The sequence below is a fragment of the Haloferax sp. s1 genome (genome assembly GCF_058382125.1).
This window is the reverse complement of sequence record NZ_JBZRPK010000296.1, coordinates 1-2,765: the sequence shown is the minus strand read 5'-3', so window position 1 is coordinate 2,765 and position 2,765 is coordinate 1. Positions and strand designations below refer to the sequence as shown.

Genomic DNA, 2,765 nt, shown 5'->3' with positions numbered 1-2,765 from the left:
ATACAACATGGTGAGTCGCCCAACGCCATCGAGTTGTGCCGACTCGGTGAGCGTCTCGGGGATGTTGTTCAGCGCGGCGACGAGGAAGATGATGTTGTAGCCGAGTTGCTTCCACACCGCGACGATGACGAGGACGATGAACGCCAGTGGCCCACGCGTAAACCAGTCAAACGTGAACCCGGTTACTGCTTCGAGGTAGTGGGTGATGATTCCCAGCGTGGGATGCAGCATGAACAGAAGAATCGTCGCCGCAACCGCGGTCGGCAGCGCGTACGGCCAGATGGCCGCCAATAGATAGCCCGACGCACCCGCTTTCACTTCGAACAGGAGATACGAAATGAAAAGCGAGACGGCGAGAGTGCCGATGACGACGGCCGCCGCAAAGAGGAAGGTGACGAAGATGCTCTTTTGATACTCTGCGGACGTTGCGAGCGCAACGTAGTTGTCGAGGCCGACGAACTGCTGTTTAGTTCCTAGAAGTAGCGTCTGGAAGAAGCTCAGCCGGAACGTTTCGATGGCCGGGTAGTACAGAAAGGCGACGAGGACGACCAGCGTCGGAATCAACAGCAGGCCGGCTTGGGTCGCTGAGGTGTATGGTTTGGTGAAATCGCTCATGACGAACGTGGTGATAGCGTGGTTTGCATTCGATACGTTGTGGTTTCGTGGCGGTACACCGCTTCTCAGTCACCTTCTCTGTTTCTCAGTTCACCTTCTTATTGTAGCCCGCGAGCGCGTCTTCGACCTTCGAGTCGATACTGTCGAGGCCGTCGTCAACGCTCTTGTTCGAGTCCTGAATCATGCTCACGTAGCCTTCTTCGACGGCAGTGCGGACCTTCGTGAACGTTCCCATGAGCGCACCACGGGTTGCCGCCGAGTCCTTCGTCTCGCGGAGTTGGTCGATAGCAGTTCGGAAGTTGGGGTTCTCCTCGTAGAAGCCCTCGTCTTCGAGTTGCGAAATCGCCTCTTTCCGGACGGGGAAGTAGCCAGTGTTCGTGTGCCAGCGCTTCTGCTGTTCCGGCTTGGTGAGCCACGCGAGGAATTCGCCGGCGGCGCCTTTCTTCTCGTCTGAGATGCTCTTCGGCGCCCACAGCGACGCCCCGCCGATGACGACGCCTTGGCGTTTTCCGCCCGGCGTCGGCAGTCGCATCGTGCCGAGTTCGAAGCCGTTCTTTTTCGCGCCTTCTGCCATCGGTGCGATACTCGATGTCGAGTAGCCGAGCATTCCCGTCTTCTTGGTCAAAAATGCTTGCTGCGCTTCCGACCACGCTTCGATACCGGGATTGAGATACTGTCCCTTGTCGTAGAGGTCGGTCCACCAGTTGAAGATGTTCTTCGAGGCCTCGCTTTCGAAGTACGCCTTGGTCGCACGACCGTCACGGCCGTTGTTGTTATTGACGAGTGGCTGGTCCTGCTCGGCGAACCACTGTTCGACGAACCACGAGTGGTTGGGCCACGTCGCCCCCTTGTCGACGACGCCGGCGTCGGTCAGTTCCATCGACGCGTCCATCACGCCCTGATAGGTCGTCGGCGGGGTTTCGGGGTCCAGACCTGCCTCCTCGAAGGCGTTTTTGTTGTAGTAGAAGATGGCGTTCGAGGAGTTAAACGGCATCGAGTGAAGTTTGCCGTCGATGCGGTAGTAGTTCAGTACCGAGTCGAGATAGTTGTCGAAGTTCACCTTGTCTTCGGGGATGATGTCTTCGACCGGTGCGAAGACGCCGCTGTCGATAGCGAGTTGCGTCCCTATTTCGAAGATTTGCGAAATCGCTGGCGGGTTACCGGCTTGGACCGCAGAGGTCGTCGCGTTGAGCGTTTCCCGATAGCTCCCCTTCTGGGTTGCTTCGACGTTGATACCGTCGGCCTGCTGTTCGAACTCGCTCGCGAGCGAGTCGATTAACTTACCGATGTCGCCACCCATCGCGTGCCAGAACTTGATGGTCGTCGTTTCTGACCGACTCGCTCCGGTCGTCGTCCCGGCAGACCCATCCTCACCGTTCGAGGCACCGGCAGTGTCGTCGGTTTGCGTCTGGTTCTGTCCGCCTTGTGAACAACCCGCCAGTCCCGCAACGCCTGCGACACCGACGGTTTTGATGAACGTGCGGCGTGTGTTTCGTTTGTTCATTCGACATCAGGCGGTTATTGGCACTAAATTTAATTCTTTTGAACATATCAGTAATATGTTTACTTGTGCCCACAATAGTTCAATATAGTGGTGTATATTATTCTAGAATTCAGAACAATCCTCGAATTCAGGCGACTGAGAGTTTTACACGCCAGATATATCTTTGCGGGTGTTCGCGCGTGGGACGACCAATAGCTAGCCTTTAGTGGCAACTAATATATCATTCTTAGCTAATTTAATCTCTTTGATAACATGGGGGGTATGGCACCGTCTAGTTAAGGGATAAACAGGTCGAAGAGCTATAGTAGCGTTTGCAACTGGTGACACATCTGATCGCACGACACGGTCGAGCGAGTGTGCAATGACTTGCAAACGCTACTATAGTTTCCTATGCTGCTTGAAGACCTGCCCAGCGAGAGTTTGGACACAGCTACGCTTGAATGTTGACGGCGGGAGCGGACGGCGACGCGCACGAGAGCAAAGCTCTCGTGCAGCCCCTCAGCAAGCGGAGCGTTCCGAGGACGCCCCCCAGGGGGGTCGCCGTCCCCCTCCCTGCTGGCGGGCGTTCACTCCGAGAGACAGAAGCGATTCTTCGGTTACTCGGTGTAGGACGCCCGGTTCTATCAGGTTTTCTGTGGGGTTATCG

The 2,765-nt window shown here is 56.3% G+C and carries 2 protein-coding genes and 1 pseudogene; 1 reads left to right on the top strand and 2 read right to left on the bottom strand.

Annotation, left to right across the window (positions count from 1 at the left end):
• Together QT222_RS03160 and QT222_RS03155 are read right to left on the bottom strand one after the other, a co-directional pair.
• A partial coding sequence (locus QT222_RS03160) for a carbohydrate ABC transporter permease (protein ID WP_491476278.1) occupies nt 1-615 on the bottom strand: 615 nt, incomplete at its 3' end.
• Between the two features lie 85 nt (nt 616-700).
• Nucleotides 701-2,119, bottom strand: coding sequence for an ABC transporter substrate-binding protein (locus QT222_RS03155; RefSeq protein ID WP_004056426.1), 1,419 nt, complete (start codon nt 2,117-2,119; stop codon nt 701-703).
• A 533-nt stretch (nt 2,120-2,652) separates the two neighbouring features.
• Here QT222_RS03155 and QT222_RS03150 point away from each other — a divergent pair.
• A pseudogene (locus tag QT222_RS03150) lies at nt 2,653-2,765 on the top strand (IS6 family transposase); the annotation flags it as partial.